At 50.3% G+C, this 15,014-nt stretch carries 13 protein-coding genes; 6 read left to right on the forward strand and 7 right to left on the reverse strand.

Translation table 11 applies throughout. From position 1 onward, the window contains the following. Positions 1 to 390, reverse strand: a complete 390-nt coding sequence (locus PsAD46_RS03660) for a VOC family protein (RefSeq protein ID WP_063286584.1) — start codon at positions 388 to 390, stop codon at positions 1 to 3. 159 nt (positions 391 to 549) lie between these two features. Between PsAD46_RS03660 and PsAD46_RS03665 the strand changes: the two genes are divergently transcribed. Together PsAD46_RS03665 and PsAD46_RS03670 are read left to right on the forward strand one after the other, a co-directional pair. Next, positions 550 to 738 (forward strand): hypothetical protein, encoded by a 189-nt coding sequence (locus PsAD46_RS03665; protein WP_063286585.1) that lies wholly within the window; start codon positions 550 to 552, stop codon positions 736 to 738. Between the two features lie 11 nt (positions 739 to 749). Next, complete coding sequence (locus PsAD46_RS03670) at positions 750 to 1,208, forward strand: hypothetical protein (RefSeq protein WP_208981649.1); 459 nt, start codon at positions 750 to 752, stop codon at positions 1,206 to 1,208. 26 nt (positions 1,209 to 1,234) lie between these two features. Here the strand turns inward: PsAD46_RS03670 and PsAD46_RS03675 are convergent, their stop codons facing one another. Further along, the gene (locus PsAD46_RS03675; RefSeq protein ID WP_063286586.1) at positions 1,235 to 2,401 is read right to left on the reverse strand and encodes a hypothetical protein; all 1,167 of its coding nucleotides are present in this window, start codon (positions 2,399 to 2,401) and stop codon (positions 1,235 to 1,237) included. 421 nt (positions 2,402 to 2,822) lie between these two features. Here PsAD46_RS03675 and PsAD46_RS03680 point away from each other — a divergent pair, with 421 nt between their 5' ends. Then, positions 2,823 to 3,086 (forward strand): hypothetical protein, encoded by a 264-nt coding sequence (locus PsAD46_RS03680; RefSeq protein WP_063294383.1) that lies wholly within the window; start codon positions 2,823 to 2,825, stop codon positions 3,084 to 3,086. A 178-nt stretch (positions 3,087 to 3,264) separates the two neighbouring features. Here PsAD46_RS03680 and PsAD46_RS03685 read toward each other — a convergent pair whose 3' ends face one another. From PsAD46_RS03685 to PsAD46_RS03695, 3 genes are all read right to left on the reverse strand, one after another. Next, positions 3,265 to 3,720 carry a hypothetical protein gene (locus tag PsAD46_RS03685; protein WP_063294172.1) on the reverse strand — a complete coding sequence of 152 codons (456 nt, stop codon included), beginning with the start codon at positions 3,718 to 3,720 and terminating at the stop codon, positions 3,265 to 3,267. Positions 3,721 to 3,881: 161 nt separating this feature from the next. After that, positions 3,882 to 4,358: a hypothetical protein gene (locus PsAD46_RS03690; protein ID WP_063286588.1), complete on the reverse strand. Its 477-nt coding sequence runs from the start codon at positions 4,356 to 4,358 to the stop codon at positions 3,882 to 3,884. A gap of 127 nt (positions 4,359 to 4,485) precedes the next feature. Further along, the gene (locus PsAD46_RS03695) at positions 4,486 to 8,130 is read right to left on the reverse strand and encodes a hypothetical protein (RefSeq protein WP_063306143.1); all 3,645 of its coding nucleotides are present in this window, start codon (positions 8,128 to 8,130) and stop codon (positions 4,486 to 4,488) included. 225 nt (positions 8,131 to 8,355) lie between these two features. Here PsAD46_RS03695 and asd point away from each other — a divergent pair, with 225 nt between their 5' ends. Both asd and PsAD46_RS03705 read left to right on the forward strand, forming a co-directional pair. Next, positions 8,356 to 9,249 carry an archaetidylserine decarboxylase gene (asd, locus tag PsAD46_RS03700; protein WP_063306144.1) on the forward strand — a complete coding sequence of 298 codons (894 nt, stop codon included), beginning with the start codon at positions 8,356 to 8,358 and terminating at the stop codon, positions 9,247 to 9,249. Positions 9,250 to 9,340: 91 nt separating this feature from the next. Beyond that, the gene (locus PsAD46_RS03705) at positions 9,341 to 10,138 is read left to right on the forward strand and encodes a phytanoyl-CoA dioxygenase family protein (RefSeq protein WP_063306145.1); all 798 of its coding nucleotides are present in this window, start codon (positions 9,341 to 9,343) and stop codon (positions 10,136 to 10,138) included. 46 nt (positions 10,139 to 10,184) lie between these two features. On the opposite strand, the gene PsAD46_RS03710 is transcribed toward PsAD46_RS03705, so the two are convergent. Both PsAD46_RS03710 and PsAD46_RS03715 read right to left on the reverse strand, forming a co-directional pair. After that, positions 10,185 to 12,842, reverse strand: a complete 2,658-nt coding sequence (locus PsAD46_RS03710; protein ID WP_063306146.1) for a hypothetical protein — start codon at positions 12,840 to 12,842, stop codon at positions 10,185 to 10,187. 96 nt (positions 12,843 to 12,938) lie between these two features. Then, the gene (locus tag PsAD46_RS03715) at positions 12,939 to 13,400 is read right to left on the reverse strand and encodes a hypothetical protein (protein WP_063306147.1); all 462 of its coding nucleotides are present in this window, start codon (positions 13,398 to 13,400) and stop codon (positions 12,939 to 12,941) included. A gap of 251 nt (positions 13,401 to 13,651) precedes the next feature. Between PsAD46_RS03715 and PsAD46_RS03720 the strand changes: the two genes are divergently transcribed. Then, positions 13,652 to 14,986 carry an MATE family efflux transporter gene (locus PsAD46_RS03720; RefSeq protein WP_063306148.1) on the forward strand — a complete coding sequence of 445 codons (1,335 nt, stop codon included), beginning with the start codon at positions 13,652 to 13,654 and terminating at the stop codon, positions 14,984 to 14,986. The last annotated feature ends 28 nt before the right edge of the window (positions 14,987 to 15,014 follow it).

Here is a 15,014-nt window from a genome sequence, read left to right on the forward strand (position 1 = left end):
TCAAACCGGGGCCGTCACTGGCGAGCAAATCTCAATCAGAAAGCCGTTCATATCCTTCACGTAGGATGTTGTCTGCCCCCATGGCTCGTCTTTGACCTCCTGCACAAGCTCAGCACCGGCTGCCAATGCTTTTGCAAGGTTGCCAGCCACATCGTCAGTCTGGAATGCAATCTCAAAGCACGGATTGCTTGCATCCGCCTGCGACGGGTTTTTGCCAAGGTTTTTCATCAACTCGAAGGAGGAGAAGGACAGCGTCGTCTCGCCGGTTTTCACCTCGCCATAATCCCCTCCCTCAGTGATCAAACCGGCCTCCACATCAAATGCCTTGCAATAAAAGTCGATGGTCTCACGAGGGCTCTCAACGTACAGAATAACGTATTTCAAATGCATGGATTTCCTCCTGTTTTCATGAGGATGACCCTAGTCAGGCACGGTGCCCACGTATTGAAAAAAAGCGACACTTTCATTGGCAGAACTCTGGTCAAACTTGAATGCAAAGCGGAGGGAATCTGCTAGGCTCCCTCAGGTTCCTGCCAGCGAGGCTGTCTCATGCGCAATTTCCGCAAAGTCCTGTACGTGCTCATCACCTGCTTCATCAGCATCTACGGCGCCTACTTCGCCTACACATCGTTTTATGAAGGTACGCTGTTCAATGTCATCGCTGGCCTATTGATTTGTGCGGTTGGCATCGTAGGCCTCTACGGCACATTTAGCGGCAAAACGCAGGACACAGAGTAAGGGGAGGGATGATGAACGACTTATCAGAATACAAGGCTAAATCAGGCCGGTTTGAGCCAGTCTGGACAATCGAAATCCAAACGCTGGAGGAGGACACTGACCGCATATTAGACGCCGTCATGCAAGTGCACCCGCTCAGCTTTGGGCGCTACCAGCGCAACGCCAGTATTTCGGCGGTTGGCAAGGAAACAGCACAGCCCGAACCAAACTCAACCACCACAACCCACATTGAGGGCTTTCAGGCTGGCATGACAGAGACCTACCCCATGGTAGAGCTGAAAATCTCCATTGAGCGCGACCCGAAAGTGCTCGAAAAAGTCATGGACGCCATAATCTACGCTCACCACTACGAAGAACCCGTCATCTTCCTCCGCGAAGACTGGGCCAGCCGCGCCGCCTACAACCCCAACAGCACCAACCCAAACCGCTGGTGGAACAACGGCAAAGGCATGCCGGAAAAGGTGGAATGAACCTGAGAGACAAAAAGCTACTTGGGTTAAGCCGAACAGGTTTCTTTATCCACCATACTGGTCCACCAATTATTTAAGGTAGCCTGAACGATATAGACGAAGAAATTTAGGCAAATGGGTAAATCTTTGCTCGCCCAAGTAGCGCCCTGTGTAGACATTGATAGTCCAATTGTTCCAACTTCTGCGGGGGCATCCCATTCTTGGTGTTGAAAAGGAGGGCTACACATAGGAGCAGGGAACGGCTTTCCGTCATGAAGGGCAAGAGACCTGTATTTATAAATCGCTTTCATTGTGTCGCTAAAATGTCGTTCTGAGAAGTCTAGCTGGAACCTTTCGTAAGGTCTTTTTTCAGGTGGTTCTGGTTTGAAAAGTGCAGTGAAATCCAAAAATTTCTTTGTCGCTTTTTGACTGCCTCCGAGAGCTTTGGCTATTTCGCTGAAAACTTTGTTACTGGAGTTCTCTTTGATAAACTCAGTTATTTCTGGTTGTGCGACCTTAAAAGCATCTACAGACTTAAGTTTGCCTGTTTGGTGAAACACTGCCGCAGTCTCCAACGCGCTTGTCAACATTAGCCAAGCTTGCTCCGGAGCACTCTCAAGTATCCAAAGAGCATCTTGGAAGAGCCGAGCTGATTTAACAAGCGATGAGTATTTTTCTCTAGAAAGACTTTTAAGCCGATTGAGGATTTTAAGATCACATAGTTGAGCTGGTTGAAGAACAAAGGGGGCAATTGGTTGAAGTGTTCCTTGTTGAACACTCGGTATAGCGGTGCGCTCAGGCTGTGGCGTTCCCATCGGGTCGTGGTCATTCCACCCGAATGATCTTACTTCGCTCCCTGCTTTGAGGCGCACTCCGAGCCGAAGGGAAGCTAATGCTGCAAGTTCATCCTGCATGGTTCCTGCATGATATTCTTGATCAGAAGTATGCGTAAAAGAGATTTTGGGTAAATCTGCTGCTTCAGCATACCAATTGACTCTTAAAACAGCAGCTGGTCTGATATTGCCGAAAGTTGCGTAACCGGGAACTAAGTTAAGGAAACTAAATGGAAGGCCATCATTCAGTGTTCCAATAAGTTGAGCATCTGAGTATAAATTGAACTCAGAAGTCCCTACGAGTTCTTGCGAAGCATTATACGCCATTAAATTTACATAGGATTGCAATCCATCCAAAGGGCTGATCGTAATGATGTCCATTAATGAAGGTCCGATGTAGGTTGAGCTCGATGCAAAAACTTCTTGATATAGCAGTTTTCTACACTGACATGTTCTAATGGGCTTGTCTTCAACGTGTATACCCCAACCCCATGCCTTTATGGGGTAATTCCATTTCCTCTCATTGACACCCGCAGCAAGACGGCGCATCCTTAGTTTGAGGCGTCGAAACCTCTCACAGAGCGGTCACCGCTGCCGTTTATTGGCGGTCTTTTTGTGTCTGGAGTTAGGTCTTCAAACGCAAACTCTCGCTTATGGGCGGGAGGGCGGTGAATACAATACCCTTCGCGGGGGAATAAACCCGCCTGTCTCTGTCAGGTTTCGAACCTCCCGCTCGCCAGTGGGTTGTCGAAAGCTTTCTGTCGAGTGGTTTGTTCAACAAGCCAACAGAGAAGGCTTAATGATGACCAAAACTGAAGATGAGAAAAGTGCCCATATGTCCCTTCGCAATGAAGTGGACCAGCTCAACCTTTCATCCAACCACCTCAAAAATCTGGTTTATTCCATGAGTGTGGTGATGAGTGAGCGCATGGAGCACACGCAGGAATATGAAGCGTTGCTGACGCTGTTTGATACTGTGCGCAGCCACATAGAAGATGTGCAGGGATGTAGCGAGAAGATATCGGAATTGCTCGAGCCTTGCGCGCTGGACCTCACCAAAACCTAACAAGCATAGAGAGTGAGCAGAGGCATAACCTCTGCTGAACTTGCCTGAGAGGCAATGCGCTTCTCAGGCTTTTTCAGTGTATCTCCGAAAAGTGGAAACCGGTTTTCGGATAAAGATACGCAAGCACAACAGCTAAAGCAGTTCAGCTTAAATGCGAACTGCTTTAGCTAAGGTCTGCTTAGAACTGTACAGGCACAGTCTCGCCAGTAGAAATCTTACACTCGCCAACGCCGCCATCTGAAAAACCAGAGCTTGGGTTGCTCAGAGTAATCTGGCACTGCATGGAGCGAGCAGCGCTGAACAGCACGCCTTTGGCTCTTGAGTTGTACGTGGTGGAAGAGCTGGAAGAGAAGAAATCATCGTCGTCATCGTCATAGAAGAACCCGTCTTCGACGCTCTCGGTCTGCTTTTTCTCTGTCACCAGCTTACCGGTGAAAAACTCGCCGCTGGAAAGTGTCGCCACAGCGGAGGCCGCGCCATCATCGAGGAATTCTTCCGTCACCTGAAAAGTCACGCTCTGGGAGTTCTTGCCGTCTTTGCTGACAACACGTCCCTGTCCGGTTGTGGTGGACTGACAACCCGCCAGAACTGCAACAGCAGCAACGCACACACCGATCTTGAAAATAGTCTTCATTGTAATTCACCAATCCCGAATAGTTAAATGTCGGTTTTGGCTGTCTGGAAGTCGTTTCAAATAACGCAGTCACCACAGCCAAAAGCCCCTGAACCGGCTGTAGGTCAGGGGCAACTTGGTCGGCAATCACAAAAAGCACAGTGTGAGAAAAATTTCGCTCTCTAAAACTCGACTGGGAACGACCCTCCAGTGGAGAGCTTACACTGCCCAACACCACCATCAGAGAAACCATCAGCCGGATTGGAAAGCGTTACAACACAGCGCATGCTCCGCTTTGCGCTGAACAAAACTCCGCGGGCATAAGGACTGTATGTGGTTGAGAAGGTGGAGACGAAGAACGGCCCGTCGTCAAAGCCGTCAAAATCATCGAAGTCGTCGAAATCATCAAACCCATCATCGAAGTCGCTTTCTCCAATGTTGGTGGTCTGGCTCTTCGCAGTAACGAGCTTACCGGTAAACACCTCGCCATCTGGCAATGTGGCCGTCGTCGCTGCTCCGCCACTGCCAAAGAAATTCTCGGTCACTTCAAAGTTAACCGCTTTACCGCCTAGACGACCTTGCCCGGGCGTTGTTGTCTGGCAACCCGCCAAACCAGCAATGGCGACCAGGCACAAACCTGTCGTGAAAAAGCGTCTCATTCTGCGTTCCAATCCCGACTTAAAATGCAAACAACTCAGGGCAGAATTACAGAAAAATGTTGCCAAACGTATTCAAACACCGCTTGCAACAAATGCTGAAACATCAGCGAAAATGTACACCGGCAGACTACTTTTTCTTGCCGTGGCGCACAGCTCCACGACGCTTGAAAATGGCTTTACGTTTCTTGATTGTCTGCTGCTTCAGCTTCCGCTCCATATTGGCGATAATGGTGTTAAGGAAGCCAAATTGCACCTCTGCTTCCATAACCCTGCCTTTGCTCAGGAAACTCTCAATCTTGTAAGCTGCCTCACTGGCTGTTTCGTTGTTGTCTATAAAGAGGGCCAGATCGTCATCATCCTGAATAGCACTGCGTTGGCCGAAAAGTTTGTTGACGGTATCAGTCAGCTCCTCAACTTTCGCCAGATAACTCTCAATTTTCGCAGCAGTACGTTGCCCACGTTCAAACGCAATTCGCACGCTCTCCATAGCAATCTGGGCATTCTCAAGAGCATCCCTGGCTTCATCTATCCGGGCGAGATCTTCTGCCTTGCTGAGATAAGCTTCGGCATTCTTGACCATGCTCTCAAATTTAGCGAGCTCCTCGGAGTTCTTAAAGAGGTCCTTGTTTCTGTCATAGGACTTGAGTTCGCGATAGATTTGCTCAATGCCAATCTTAACATCTTCCTTGGCATCAAGATCCGGTGTCTGGTCTTTGCTTTCTTCTTCAACAGCTGGCGCAGGAGCTTGCTGCAACATCTCTTGTAAGATCGATGCGCATTCATTGAACTTGTCGAACTGCTTCTCCGCCTCCTTCCCTTCATCTATTTTCAGATGATCCAGCATGATCTGGATGCAAACCAATGCCCTTGCGTGATGTATCGCAAAGCGCTCAAGAAGCGCTTCATTTCCGTCAAAGCGATACTGGTCGGCATACAGCTTTGACAATAAGGATTGTCTGTCACTGACTTCCAGGATCATTTCAGAGCGCAGATTATCCCGATCGATGCGTGTTGCTTCATAGGCTTCCTCAAAAGCTCGCCGGTCATCCTCAATCTTGTCCATCATGGTTTTGGCAAAGCCGGCGAGTTGGTCTTTGATGGCCTTGCGAAGATTAGTCAGCGTTTCCTGAGAGGTTTTGTAAGAGCTATCAAATGAAGTCAGGTCGATGTTCCAGGCATCAAACTCAGCGCGTTTTTGATGAATTCCGGCAACAATGTTCTCATAGTATGCCGCACCTTCAGACAAACCATTCAACAATGAGCTCAGGATCTGTCGGCTGTTGTCCTGTATCTTCTGCAGGATGATCAGATCTTTCTTTGCTTCAGAAAGAGATGCACGTGCGCTTTCCAGATCATCTCCGGCAAGTGCCGTACTGCCTTCTTCATGATGCTGCATCGCGCCAGAATAAGCAGCTTCCAGATCAGTCACATACTCATCAACACAATGCGGTCGTGCCTGACTGAAGATCGTATTGATAGCGGCGCGGGTCTGATCAAATTGCTGCGCCAGCTCAGCTTGCTCCGCACTATGAGGATCAAGAGGTGCCTGTTGCTGTGCTGGGTTCGGTGCAGGCTCAGCTTTTCTTTTCTTTTTCTTCGGCGGCTTCTGCGTAACACAGCGTTCCAGATTTGCCAGAGCGACCTTGAGATTGCTCAAAATAGCCCGTGCATCCCTCACTTTACCTTCTGCAATCAACCCTTCCACCTGGAAGGCGAAATCCGTTGCAATACTGTTGTAGCTCAGGAAGTCGTTTTTATGGTCAGGGTCTTGCAGAGCAATCCCTTGCTCATACACAGCATTGATCCGGTCTTTCGCAGCTTCGGCATCTGCAAGATAACCCTCAACTTTTGCAGCAGTATTCGCGCCGCGCTCATAGGCAATTTCCATGGAATCGAGCGTAATACGAGCATTGTCGAGCGCGTCCTCTGAGGCCTCAAACCTCTTCCGTTCCATAAGGACCGATGCTTGCTCGGCAAAGCCTGCAGCCTTGTCATGCAGGTTGGTGTAGATCAACCGCTCTTCATTGTCTCTGAAGACACTGCCCATACTGTCGTAATCTTCAAGTTCCACATTAATACGTGCAATTGCCTTCTGCAGCATCTCCCGGGCTTCAGCTTCAGTCGCCGCAGTGTTAACCTGCGGCATCCACTGCAAGCTACGGGTTTCTTTCTCCAGTTTTTTCAAACCATTGCGTGAGTTTCCAATAGCCTGATCAGCTTCCTCAACCCGCTGGCCACCCACGCAGGCCTCTGCGTAATCAATAAGTGCAGTCACTTCACCGCAAAGGGCATCAAAGCGGACCAACTGCTTGCCACCAAACTTCTCGTCAGCCTGCGCGTATCTCTCAAAGTCTTTGCGCGCGTCTGCCAGTGGTTCGAGTGTTCTGCGAAGATCCTCAATTTGCTGAGTTTGAATCTGAAGCATTGATTCCGCTTCAGTTATGTAGTCCCGCATGTCAGCCGCACAGTCACGAATGTCCATGATGCTCTCTTGAGCAAGACGGACACTCTTAGCCAGGAGATCGGTGCGTGCGCTTAGGATCGCCGTACGGGCAGATTGATAAGCTGCCTCGAAAGAGGGGAAGTTGACACCGTGGTTCTTTACAATATCCCGTTGACCGTTAAGTCTCTCGACAGTGCTTTCCTGAGCGGTGACTTCACCTGAAAGTCTCTTGAGTTCCTCCTCATCAAAACCTTCCGGTGGAGTGATCTCGATCTCTGAAGTTCCAACAACTGCCTGCAACAACACCTGCTGCATCTGCGAAATGAGTTTTTCAGTTTCCTCCAGCGCGTTCTCACAGTCTATGCCGCGGTTGCTGAGAACTGCATCGTTTGCTTTCTTTGCTGCAGCTGCTGCTTCACCATAGGCCTTATCAAAGGTATTTTGCTGCTGCGGGCTATTATCCAATGTGACGCGCTGACCAGCCAGATCTCGAATTTCTCGCTGGGCGATCGACACCTTCAGCAAAAGCGCGGTACCAGCTGCATCCGCGTAACGTTTCGCGCTGTCCATCGCATCTTTCAGAACAGTGTATCTCTCTTTTGCAACTGCAAGAGTCCTGTCGACCTCTGACACCACATAACCGGAGATCGCTCTGTTCATTTCCGTGAAGTTGTCTTGCGCTGCGTCATAAGCCTTATCGACCGCAGAAAGGTCCACATTCCAGAGCAAGACAGGCTCGCGCTCTTTGTAGACATCCTCAACGCGCTTTTGTTGCAATGCTGCAGTTTTCTTAAGTTCAACCAACTCCTCAACCGCATTACCGCGCCCTTTTTGATAGGCGGATTGCATTGTCTTCAGGTATTGGTCCGCCTTGTCGGCGTGCGCTTTGATTGAGACAAGATCCGTAAAACCGTTTTCATCCTCTTTGCCAACCAGATCTTTAGCCAGCTCAATCTGTTCTTCTCCCAACTCCTTAGCTGCTTCAAAAAGATCCTGACTTTCATCCTCTTCGGTAAAGACAGGTTTGCGTTTTCCGGCAACCCTGATGGACTTGGCAGCCTTTCTGAGACGCTTGAAGAGATTGCTGAGTTCTGCATCGTGCGCTTTTTTGCGGGCAGTCAGCTCATCATCTGGTTCCGCATCGGTTTTTTGAGTGACCTCTTCATTGCTCTCAGCCGTTGCATCAAGGGAAACATCATCAAGCGGGATGTCTTCAAATTCACCCTCCTCAGTGGGATCCCCCTCCACCAACGGGAACTTCCATTGCAAACGCCTGTAGACCTTTTGCGCCCAGTGGTGCTGTTCTGAAGTGAGCTTGTTCTCCGGCATAGGAAACTCCGCAACGTGATGGATTGTTGGTTGTAACTTAGTCTCTGATGTTCTGGATTTGAGGCATAATCGGGCGTTAGACATGAGAATTGAGCGAACTAGTGAAGATAGAATTGTGACCACTTGCAGATATTGAAATAAAACGAATGGTTACTTGCCGCGCGGCTTGCCTTCTCTGAGTATCTCACCTAGTAAAGCCTCGTAATTTGCGAGCAAGGCTGCCAGATGTCTGAGAAACAACCCATTATCGTTATTGACCGTGAAACCGGCGGAGAGTTTGAAGAAACGGTTCTGGGGGAGAAGTGGATCCGTTGGGCTTATCAGGATTCCAGCTCAAGCCTGATCGAAAAGCTGCTGTTCCGCTCCGCTGCGCTCAGCAAGGCCATGGGCTGGTATTATGACAGCCCGCTTTCCAAAGGCAAAATCCAGAGCGCGATTGATGAGTTGAACATCTACACAGCAGAGTTTGCAGACCCGCAGGAGAGCTTCGCGTCTTTCAACGAGTTCTTTATCCGCCACCTGAAAGAAGGCACTCGCCCGTTCGATACTAGCGCAAACACCATCGTCAGCCCGGCGGACGGTCGTGTATTAGTCTTCCCTAAGTTGGATGAAGACACCTTCACCCCAGTGAAAGGCCATCCATTCTCCATCCGCAAAATGCTGCCAGATATCGCAGATCGCTATATCGGTGGTTCACTGGCAATCGTGCGCCTGTGCCCGGCAGATTATCACCGCTATCACTTCCCTTGTGCGGGCGAAATTGTTGATGCAAGAGACTTTCAGGGTGCCTACCACTCTGTAAACCCGATTGCTCTGGGTGCTGGTCCAGATGTGTTTGGCGAAAACAAACGCAGCTACACACTGCTCAAGACCGAAAATGCGGGCACCATGTGCTACGTGGAAGTCGGCGCGTTTGGTGTCGGTAGCATTGTAAATACAAAGACTTCCGGCCACGTCGCTAAGATGGATGAAAAAGGCTTTTTCAAGTTTGGTGGCTCAACAGTTGTTGTCGTGTTTGAGCCGGGTGCGGTAAACTTCAGCGAAGATCTTGTCGCCAACAGTGCTGCAGGTAAAGAAACTCTGGTTAAAGTCGGTCAGCCATTCGCAACGGTTGCCTGAGAAAATCTCCAGATCGCCTAGCATAAGTTGTATTTATCCAGCGTGACTCTTCGTCCAGACTGTCGGCTTCGCTAACAGACTGGACGGGACTATGCCATCTTCACTTATCACTCAGGACCACATCGATACCTATCAGCGCGAAGGTGTCGTACTGATCAAGGGCCTCTTTAAGGATCATGTAGATCTGATCAGGGCTGGTATTGAGCGGAACATGGCAGAACCGGGAGAATATGCAGCAGAAAACCTGAAAGAAGGCGAGGGCGGCCGCTTCTTTGATGACTACTGCAACTGGCAGCGCATTCCTGAGTTTGTCGAGGTGGTGAACAACTCACCAGCAGCAGAAGCAGCAGCAGACCTGATGCAATCCCAAACCGTTCAGATATTCCACGACCACGTGCTCGTCAAAGAACCTGGAACCTCCAAAGCAACGCCATGGCATCAGGATGGACCCTACTACTTTGTTGGGGGACAGCAGACCGTCAGCTTCTGGTCGCCAATGGACGCGGTAACAGGCGCCACCTTGCGCAGCGTCGCTGGTTCTCATCTTTGGGAAAAGCCCGTGCTGCCAATTCGCTGGCTGTCCGAGCAGAATTTTTATGGCGACAGCGACGAGTACATGCCAATCCCGGACCCGGATGCAGAAGGCATGCCGATCCGCGAATGGGAGATGGAACCGGGAGATGCAGTCGCGTTCAACTACTACACCCTGCACGGCGCACGCGGTAATACCACTGAACAGCGCCGCCGCGCATTCTCGCTGCGCCTGCTGGGCGATGATGCCCGCTATATCGAGCGCCCGGGCCGCACATCTCCGCCATTCCCGGGTCATGATATGAAGCCAGGGCAAATCCTGCGAGAAGACTGGTTCCCAATCATCTACAAGCGTTGACGATTAAAGATCAGGAGTGCAGTCAGTTGACCGCACTCCCCAAGCTTTAGCTCCTACCAGCATTCAGAGCGTCCGGCTTGAACTCCAGCACCCAGCACGTTTTCAGATGACCTTTCCGGAAGACGTTTCTGGTTTCGCTGTGATACTGAACCTCACGCAACTCCAGAAAATCTGGCAGCTCATCCTGAGCATGGCTGTTCTTGGCGAGCAGCTCACCCCACTCACGTGCCAGTTTGCTTGGCTTATCGACAATCTCTGCACCCAAGCTGATTTCACCTGTTGGCTTCAGGATCAATTGCGCCCGCGTTTCCGGTTGTAATAAAGCCCGCAAGGAACCTGTCAGCACCGGAAATTCATCAGGCGTCTCCTGAGCTGTTGCGCTTGCTTCCTGCGTTTCCGGATCTTCAACCGTAACTGTTGTGTAATCTGGTTTGGCAGGTTCTGGAGCCGTCTTCTGCTTGACAGAAATCAGATACTCGCTCTTCTTGCCTCCTTCAGGACGCGTGATGGAAACATCAAACAAAGCGACCCAAGGTTGCTCTGAAATCCATTTCTGGATCTTCTTCAGGCTCCCACCCGATTTTTCAATCCGTGCATGAACGTCATCGCGAACATGCTCCATCAGCTTATCCAGCGCAAAATGGGCCTTGCCAAAACTCATCAGCAGGCCATTACCTTTTGTGCCCAAGAAGGTGTCCAGACGCTCTCTCATAGAAGAAAGCTCGCCGGATTGCTTGGTTTGACTGTCTTTCAATTCATTCAGATTGACAGTCAGCGATGCGAGGTTTTTGGCAGCAGCTTGCGGCAGCGCTCTCATCTTGCCGATCTCTGACATGGTATGAGAGGTCGGCTTGTATTCAACCACCCAGGCTGGCTCAAGCATATCGTTCTCAATCAGGAAGCCTTCAATCTTGTGATAGCGAACCTGCTTCAGAATGAAGTAGTCTGGCAACATGGCCGAGATGTTATCACCCCGTTGCTTAGCCGCTACGAGCGTACTGCCCCAAGCCATCGCCAGATCGCTTGGCTTTTTAACGATCGGCAGTTCATCGACACCGTCCTCTCCCGTCGGCACCAGTTTCAGGGCTTCCATCATCTCCTTGGAGCGCAGACCATTCAGAACCAGTTGAGGTTTATCGCGCAGCTCACTCTTCGTCAGTCTCTGCTGCGGAACCACATCACTGTTGTCGAAGAATGTGCTGTTGCCTACTGTTCTCGGAGCAGGATCGTGACGCAGCTCCGTGTTGATGTCGTAATATCCGCCATCTTTCTGAATGGAAACGGAAATCAGCGCCGCCCACGGCTGCTTAGCGATCCATGTCTCAGTCTTCTTGGCGCTGTGATGATCCGCCAGATGCTGCTCAGTCAGCTGTGATGCCACCTCACGCAGGCTGGCCAACGCGTACTGCGCCCGGCCATTCTCATGAGAAAGGCTCTCTGTACTGGAAAGGATCGCATCTCCAAAGCTCATGGCAGCCAGCAAATCATTGCTGGCATTCAGCGCTTCGCCCAGCTGCTTGGAAGTTGCCATTCGATAAGCAACAACATCTTTCTCGATATCATTCAGATAACGCACATCCTGCTCGGTCACAGCGTGTGCTCTAGCAGTATCGACTGCTTCACTCAAACCCTTGCTAAAAGCATTCTGGCGCAAGAGCGTGTTGACATCGCCAACAACTTCTTTGTTCAGGGCCTTCAAGTTCTGGCTCAGGAACACCAGCAGTTCTTTGTGATTACTGGATAAATCCTCTGGTGCTGCCAGTGCCGCGACCTTCAGGAAGGCAAGGAAGCGAGGATCATGAGCGGTATCTTCAAAGACTTGTTTAGCCAACGCACGTGCATCATTGTCCAGCCCGGTTCTGAACTGCATACGCAGATATGTGTCAGCCTTGTCTTGAGCCATACCCAACAGACCTGTGATCAGTCGTTGCTTTTTTGCTGCTTCCGGTCCTTCATGTGCAGTACCTGTCGGGTCATTGATAAAGGCCGTTTTCTTTTCTTGATACGCTTGGAATTGCTGCTCAAGCTCTGGGCTCACCGCCAAATCCAACTCATGCATAGCCAGCATTGCCGGATGTGGTTTTAACTCCAATGGTTCGCTGCGTGGCTGAGGTGCAGATGGTTGCTCAACAGTCTCCAACTTAGGCTGCCCAACAGCTTGGGACGTGCCGTTGACAGCAGCCGTCTGGCTTCCCTCAGGCTTGGGAGTGTCAACAATAACGTAATCGCTCAGATCAGGATCAGATGTCATGTGATCAAGCGTGTTCGCATGTGCAGTGAGCGGGGATTCTGCTCTGGTCGGAACTGGCTTTGCACTCTGTTGTGAGGATGTCGCGGTACTACTCGCACCGTGCCCCATCAACTTCTCTGGAGGTAATCGGTAGCCTTCATAGCGAATCTTCTTTGCTGCGCGTGACATTCCATCCGTAGGGTTAGATGGCTCACCCTCCGGTTTATGATGCTTGTGATAAGCGAGTGGGCGCAATTGAGGGTCTTTCGCCCCGGCCTTTGCTGGAGGGTTGTGCTTTGTAGATTTTCCGTTCAGCTCATCCAGCTGATCCAGCAAGCGATGCACATTCTTTGGCTCGGCATGGCCCAGCTTATGCCCTTTATGAGAACTGGTTGTTTTTTTTGGTGTGGCCCCTTGTTGGTCTGGATTGACCTGAGGCTGCGAAATTTTTGAATGAATTGGAGAACGACCCATGGGACACCTCATTAATTCCCGGTGTTGGCCTCCATTGTTCAGGAGTGCCGGAACACCAACGTGAAAACAGTAAATTCCATTGATTTGCCAGAGTGGTCAGGAACCAATGATCACCATGTCTGAGCCGTACTTGGGCAAAGGCACATGGATTACATCGTCTGCGCTCTCTTCAGCAGAAGGCTGCGCGCGCTCCAGTCGTGCGTTTGCATCAAGCAGCAGATCAAACGCCTTGCGCATATGCTCAACGCCACCACCCGTAGAAACCTCAGTCCAGTGAGAAACGCGCTGTCCGGTGATCGACGCGATGATATGTGGCTGAGTGAATGCGTTGCCGTTGCTTTTCAAAAGCATGAGAGCCTGGTCAGCAGAAAGGTCAACTTTGCGCAGACCACTCGTCAGTGCCATCATGATAAAATCCTCATGATGTTGGCACAAAATCAGATGACTGCGCTCATCGACGCAGAAAAAATAGGCACCATTACACGGCTCTGGCAGGTCCAGATCAAAACTGGACGAAAACGCCCGAACCAACTCATCAAATGCAGTCGTCTCAGCCATGGCATACTCCTCACCATGAGTGGAAGAGATCTTGGAATGAAGATCTCAATGCAGTTGAGATTGGCACTTCTACAGAGGAGCTACTGTGCTGATCGGAACAGTTACTTTCAGAAAATGTAGAAAAACAGAGGTAGGCTGAGAGCTAAGGTAAAATATAGGTTGAATTACTTATTTTCATCTATCGCTCTCATATGAACGGTGTATGCTGGCTAAGTTAAGTTCCTACCTTTTCTCCGGTAATCCATATTTCGATGATTTCGTTTAAGCATATGTATTTGCGGGCATTACCGCTCTTCCTCACTGGCAGCGCTGCCTTGTTCACCAACTGGACAGACACTTACGTCTCCAGCTATTTCGGTGCACCCGCTGTTGCCGCAGTCGGCATCTGCGGCATGATGTTTTATGTCCTGTTTTCATTCTCCAACGGCTTTTCCATCGCAATCCAATCCTTCACTGCTGGATTTCTGACCAGTCGAGAAAACAATGAAGTGCTGGACGCGTTTGTGATCTGTCTGATCTTGGGCGTAAGCTTTGGCCTCTTGCTTACAGCAGCTTCAATCTATTTTCTCGAAGACATACTCATTTTCATGAATCCGGACGCTGAGGTTCGAGAAACTTCTAGGCGATACCTGGAATTCCTCCTCTATGCGACGCCGTTTTATTATATGTGCGGTGCCTCCCGTGGCCTCCTTATTGCTGTCGGCAAGGCATGGACCGTCTCCTACATCGGCATTGGAACGCAAATTGTGAATGCCGTTGCAACTGTCATACTGGCATTTGGTTGGGCTGGAGCTCCTAAACTGGGAATTTCAGGAGTTGGGTTCGGCACCTTCATCGCATTCGCGCTTGCAGCGGTGTTCTATGTGTCAGCAGCCCTACAAGCGATCTCGCAGCAAAAACTGAGGCTTGGGGTCTTGTCTGTGCCTTTGATCATCGAGATTTTGAGGAAGGCAATCCTGTCAGCCTCTCAAAGCACAATCTACGCTCTTGGGATCTTTTCAAGCTATTGGATTGTCGGGCATCTGAGCGTTCTAGCTCTGGCTGTCTATCAGGTTATCACGCAAGCAACACTCATCCCGATTTATATGGCAAATGCCTTGGGAAGCGTGGCGATCAGTCAGGTAGGTCAGGCAGTTGGGGCTAAAGACCTGTCGAGAGCTCAACAAGTTGGCCTGAAGATGATCTCAGGCGCGGCCTACCCAATTGTCATCTACGCTCTGCTCGTCATGGTGCTCTCTGAGGACGTCCTGACTCTTTTACTGGGAGAAGCATTGGATGAACCACAACTCATTATGGTGTTCACTCTCTCCTGCTTAATCTTACCAATCAACATTGCAGGAGCAGTGATGAACTATGTTCTGCAAGGGGCCCAACTGTTCGGGCGAGCCTGGACGGTCTCAGCAATCACGCAATGGCTTATATTTTTGCCACTGGCCTATGTATTCGGCGTCTCAATGAGTTACGGACTGGCAGGTGTAATCTTTGCGGACTTTATTTATCGCGTTGGCTTGTTCCTGACGCAATACAGTTTCTGGAAAGGCTATTCGGAACCTGCATTGGCAAGAGCTTCAGCAAAAACAGGATAAACCGCAGGCCTCTTTCAGACACCTGCGG

The organism is Pseudovibrio sp. Ad46, assembly GCF_001623065.1.
Taxonomy (GTDB): domain Bacteria; phylum Pseudomonadota; class Alphaproteobacteria; order Rhizobiales; family Stappiaceae; genus Pseudovibrio.

Coding starts and splice junctions, on each gene's coding strand:
- PsAD46_RS03685 (WP_063294172.1), bottom strand. CDS start 3,720: ATGAAGACTATTTTCAAGATCGGTGTGTGCGTTGCTGCTGTTGCAGTT.
- PsAD46_RS03690 (WP_063286588.1), bottom strand. CDS start 4,358: ATGAGACGCTTTTTCACGACAGGTTTGTGCCTGGTCGCCATTGCTGGT.
- PsAD46_RS03710 (WP_063306146.1), bottom strand. CDS start 12,842: ATGGGTCGTTCTCCAATTCATTCAAAAATTTCGCAGCCTCAGGTCAAT.
- asd (WP_063306144.1), top strand. CDS start 8,356: ATGTCTGAGAAACAACCCATTATCGTTATTGACCGTGAAACCGGCGGA.
- PsAD46_RS03715 (WP_063306147.1), bottom strand. CDS start 13,400: ATGGCTGAGACGACTGCATTTGATGAGTTGGTTCGGGCGTTTTCGTCC.
- PsAD46_RS03660 (WP_063286584.1), bottom strand. CDS start 390: ATGCATTTGAAATACGTTATTCTGTACGTTGAGAGCCCTCGTGAGACC.
- PsAD46_RS03705 (WP_063306145.1), top strand. CDS start 9,341: ATGCCATCTTCACTTATCACTCAGGACCACATCGATACCTATCAGCGC.
- PsAD46_RS03675 (WP_063286586.1), bottom strand. CDS start 2,401: ATGGACATCATTACGATCAGCCCTTTGGATGGATTGCAATCCTATGTA.
- PsAD46_RS03665 (WP_063286585.1), top strand. CDS start 550: ATGCGCAATTTCCGCAAAGTCCTGTACGTGCTCATCACCTGCTTCATC.
- PsAD46_RS03670 (WP_208981649.1), top strand. CDS start 750: ATGAACGACTTATCAGAATACAAGGCTAAATCAGGCCGGTTTGAGCCA.
- PsAD46_RS03720 (WP_063306148.1), top strand. CDS start 13,652: ATGATTTCGTTTAAGCATATGTATTTGCGGGCATTACCGCTCTTCCTC.
- PsAD46_RS03680 (WP_063294383.1), top strand. CDS start 2,823: ATGACCAAAACTGAAGATGAGAAAAGTGCCCATATGTCCCTTCGCAAT.
- PsAD46_RS03695 (WP_063306143.1), bottom strand. CDS start 8,130: ATGCCGGAGAACAAGCTCACTTCAGAACAGCACCACTGGGCGCAAAAG.